The organism is uncultured Thiodictyon sp., from assembly GCF_903946935.1.
In the GTDB taxonomy this organism is placed as follows: domain Bacteria; phylum Pseudomonadota; class Gammaproteobacteria; order Chromatiales; family Chromatiaceae; genus Thiodictyon.
Window position 1 is genome coordinate 1 of sequence record NZ_CAJAXH010000059.1, and the last position, 4,395, is coordinate 4,395.

The following is a 4,395-nucleotide window of genomic DNA, read 5'->3' on the forward strand; positions in this document are numbered from 1 at the left end:
AGCGCCGTTCTTGAGGGGGATCGTCAACCAACCGTTTCAGCATCGCCGCGCGTCGGCGAGGGGCTGCTGTGCCTACCTTTTCGCGCTGCCGCCGCGTACTCGCCTTGGCCGACCACGATGCGGGGGAGCGGGAATTGCTGATCTCTTGGCCTTTTTGTTGTCGTATCGTGTTTTTTGCGATAAATTCGGCCGATTGATCAGTTTTTTCGATGAAAACGGTCCTTTTTATTAGTCTTTCTGAGATCCGCCCGAATTTCGGACGGACCTCAGGTGTCTTAGGCGAGCAGTGCCTTTTTGACGATCACCAGATTGGCCAACGCGAACAGCACCTGGAACTGCGCGCCGTTCTTCGCCAGTCCCCGATAGCGAAGCTTGCGGTGACGGAACAGGTTCTTGACGATGTGGAAGGGGTGCTCGACGCGGGAGCGAATCTTCGCCTTGAGATGCTCCGCGCGCTTGGTCAGGTCCTTCAACGTCTCGTCGGCAATGGCGGCTACCTTGCTGCGCTTCTCGGCGATGTACCAGGTCACGTCGGCGTCCTGGAGTTCGTCGCGCTTGTCGGCGCCGATGTAGCCGGCATCGGCGTAGACTTCCTGTTCCTGGCCGTGCAAGAGGTTCGCCGTCTCGGTGACATCCGCGACGTTCGCCGCGGTGCAGGTGACGGTATGCACCAGCCCGGAATCGGCGTCGACGCCGATGTGGGCCTTGGCCCCGAAGTGCCATTCATTGCCTTTGCGCGTCTGATGCATCTCCGGGTCACGCGCCTTGTCTTTGTTCTTGGTCGAGGTCGGCGCGTCGAAGATGCTGGCGTCTACCAGCGTGCCCTTCTCCAACAGCACGCCGCGGGCACGCAGATGCTCGTTGATCGTCTCCAGGATGCGCGCGGTCAGTTCCTGCTCCTCCAGCAACCGCCGGAACCCCAGCAGCGTGGTCGCATCCGGGACGCCCTCGCGCCCGAGGTCGATGCCGAGAAAGCCGCGGAACGCTTGGCTGTCGTAAACGGCATCCTCCAGCGCCTCATCTGCCAACCCGTACCATTGCCGCAGGAAGTACATCCGCAGCATCCGCTCCAAGCCGATCGGCGGTCGCCCGGCGCCCCGGCCGGCGTTCGGATAGTAGTAGGGCGCCAGCATCGTCAGCAGCAGGGCCCACGGTACCACCTGCTCCATTTCCCCCAAGAAGCGGTCGCGGCGCGTGGTCTTGCGCTTGGCGAGATACTCGGCGTCGGCGAAACTCAGTTGCTGGGGCATGGCGCGGGCGCTCCGGGGTGGGGTGCCGGGCACTCGCCTACAGCCCTCCCCGGTCGTTGCGGTGTGATACTGGACCCCGAACGCGGGGCGTCCGTTGCACGCCAGACAGATGTCCATTACGCCAGCGTGACGGCATCGACGTCGTGCACGGCAGTGCCGGCCGGTGCCCTCCCCTTCCAATCTAATCCATGGCAGTGCTCACCGACTCGGTGGACACCCGACGCGCCCGGCGCTTCGTTGTGACGCGGACGGGTTGCGGTGGCTCCGACCGTGGCGGTGGTGGAAAAGCCGGTACAGCCACGTACGGATCGGCGCCGCTGGCCGTTACCGATGCGGAACTGCCGCGATGCGTAAACCTACATTCATAACAGGCTTTTAATGGGTGCTTGAGTGCACCGCAAGCCGGACACACGGTGGATGGCATGTTGACCACAACAGACTGATCAGTGAAGTGAACGAGGAACCTCCGTGTCACATTCGGTCGCCGTCCCAGGGCGGATGGCGCCCGGCGCGCAGACGACGAGGACCACCGGGTCCGCGCCGTCATGCTGAAAGACAGGTCGGCGACCGCGGCGAGGGTTCGACGCCCGGCTGGGCATGAAGCGCTGCACGCCGAACATCCAGCGCTGAGATGTCGGTCGACCGGTGGACCACGCCGTGCGCTCACGTTCGGTGACCGCCGTCCGGGGGGCCGGAACCGATCGTCCATGGAGGACGCACCAACGCGGCGCGCGTTAGGTGACATTGACCTGTTCAATGGGTTGGGCAGACACGGCCTCGGTGCAGGAGGTGCCGCTCAGTGCAGCACAGCGTCCAACGTGTCGGCAGTCAGGATGCGCTCGGACCAAGACAGCACCGTCTCGGGGTCGGCGCTGGCGATGCGCGCGCGTACTGACTCGCTCGGCGGGCCAAATTTGCGCTCGATCAGGAGCAGCAGAACGCTGGCGCCGCCCTCCTGCCGACCTTCCTGCCGTCCTTCCTGCCGTCCTTTTTGCCACCCCTGTTGCCGGCCTTGCTCAATGTAGCGATCGATAAAGGTTTGCATGATGGCGTCTCCACTCGGGGTCTCTTTCAACAGCGTTCGGACCGTCGCCTCGTCCAGGCGGGTATTGGCTTGGACATAATAGCGCAGGAGGGTGGACAGGATTTCAGTCGCGGTGGTCTGATCGGCAATCTGCCGTATCAGGGCCAACAGCTCGCGCAGCGGCCCCGTGGGCTTCTTACTATAGATGTGGCGCAACGCCAGCTGCACCAAGCGGGTCAGTACCTCGCCCTTGACCTCCGCGTTGGTCCGCGCGGAGATGTCGTGCAGGGCATAGCGGAACTGCGGAACATAAGGGACCAGGGCTTCCGGCAACGGCTCGACCAGTTCATGGAAGCTGGCCGGCACCTGCCACTGGCGACTACCGTGATAGAGCACCAGCGGGTAGACCGGCGGGAGCCGCCGGGCCTGCGGGTGCTGTTTGCGGTACTCCTCGCCGGAGGCCACCACGTAACGCAGCAACTGGAGCAGGATCCAGTGCTCCGGCCGGCTCTTGTGCTCAAACAGCAGATAGACCTGGAGTTCACCGCCACGGCAAGCGACCCGGTAAACGAGGTCCGAGCAGTCTTCGCTCAAGTCCTGGCCGACATAGGTGTCCTTGGAGACTTCCAGGGTACTGAGGTCGATCTCGGCCAGGATCGCCGCAGGGAGGTTCTGGAGCAAAAAATCCCGGGCAATCTCCAGCCGTCCGAAACTCTCCCGGAAATAGCGGTCGTGGGGTGTGCCGAGTTCATCCATAGCGGTGCAGGCTAATGGGTCCTTCGGCGCGGGGCAAGCGCAAGAACGAGGGCGGCCCGATGTAAGGGAACGGTGCCCGGCAGTCATCCATCCTCAGGTCGCGTCATCGTCCGGCGCCGACGGCACGCCCAGCCGATCAAGGCGCCGCTGCAAGTCACCATAGAGCGACGCCTGGACGTCGAGCCGCACCTGCAGACGCTGCACGACCCCGTCCTGTTGGGCCAGCGATTGCCGTAGCGCGCGCTCCTCGGCGACCAGCGCCTGGCGCGTGCCTTCGGCGACGGCCAGTTGCTCGGTCAAGGTCGCGTTGTCGGCCGCCAGTCGCGCCTGGACCGTGACGAGCGCATCCTTGGCGCGCTGGACCCCGCGCACCGCCTGCTGGGTCTCACGCAGTTCCCGCCGGGCCTCGGCCAACTCGGCGGACAGCCGGGCGCAGTCCTGGCCGCTGCGGGTCACCTCGTCCTGTTTGGCGACCAGGGTCTGCGCAAGCTGGCGCAACTCGGCCTGGATTTGCTGCACCTGGGTCTCGTGGCGGCGCTGGTCCAGGTCACGCTGATCCTTGACCGACTGCCGGTAATGCTCCAGGGAATCGCGCGCATGCCGGTGCTTTTCTTCCAGGGATTCGAGGTGCCGACCATGCTCCGCCAGTCGTAACGTAAGGGCCGCGTTCTCGTTGGCGATGGCCGCCGTGCGGATCCGCTCCTGCTGTAACGCCTCGCGGGTCGCCGCGTGGGCGTCCCGTTCGTCGGCCAGTGCCTCGCCAAGCTGCCCGGCCTGCACCTGGACCTCCCCTAGTGCCCGCTCCAGGCGCGCCATCTCGGCACGCTGGGCACCCGCCTCTGCCGCGTGACGCGTCTCGGCCACCTCGACGACGACGCGGGCCTCCTCCCGCAACTGACGGGCCAGCGCCGCGACCGCCGTGCCGAGGGTCGCACTCAGCAATTGCTCGTCGTCGAGCCGCGTCCCTTCTGCCTGCGCGAGTTCCTGGAGATAACGGTGGATCGTACTCTTGGAGCCGGTGTTGCCCAGCTCCACACGGACCGCATCGATCGAGGGATTCTCACCGCGGACCAACAGCGCATCGCGTGCTTGTTGAACCAGATGCTTGGAAATACCGGCGCGGGCCATGGGGTCTCCGTGAATAACGTATCGTGCTACATACCATTTTCTTACATCCTATCACGACGCCGGGAAGATGGATTCTCTTTGCCGACTTCGACATGCGATAATCCCCCCTTATCCCGTCCAGGCGGACACGTTCCAAAAAACCGGCCCGGTTCCGGTACAACAGCCCCCGACCCTGGCAACACCCGCAGGCCCCCACCGATCACCATGCCCGAGCTCGCGCACTACCTCGCCGCTGCG

General features: G+C 64.7%; 4 protein-coding genes. 1 reads left to right on the forward strand and 3 read right to left on the reverse strand.

The window, feature by feature from the left end; all coding sequences use genetic code 11:
* Positions 1 to 232, forward strand: a 232-nt coding sequence (locus QZX93_RS05660; RefSeq protein ID WP_295390531.1) for a hypothetical protein, incomplete at its 5' end; no start/stop codon positions are given.
* A 43-nt stretch (positions 233 to 275) separates the two neighbouring features.
* On the opposite strand, the gene QZX93_RS05665 is transcribed toward QZX93_RS05660, so the two are convergent.
* From QZX93_RS05665 to QZX93_RS05675, 3 genes are all read right to left on the reverse strand, one after another.
* Positions 276 to 1,250, reverse strand: coding sequence for an IS5 family transposase (locus QZX93_RS05665; RefSeq protein ID WP_295390533.1), 975 nt, complete (start codon positions 1,248 to 1,250; stop codon positions 276 to 278).
* 796 nt (positions 1,251 to 2,046) lie between these two features.
* Positions 2,047 to 3,030: an Rpn family recombination-promoting nuclease/putative transposase gene (locus QZX93_RS05670; RefSeq protein WP_295390535.1), complete on the reverse strand. Its 984-nt coding sequence runs from the start codon at positions 3,028 to 3,030 to the stop codon at positions 2,047 to 2,049.
* Between the two features lie 93 nt (positions 3,031 to 3,123).
* A complete protein-coding gene (locus QZX93_RS05675) occupies positions 3,124 to 4,158 on the reverse strand; it encodes a DNA-binding protein (protein WP_295390537.1) in 1,035 nt (344 codons plus the stop codon).
* Positions 4,159 to 4,395 lie beyond the last annotated feature (237 nt).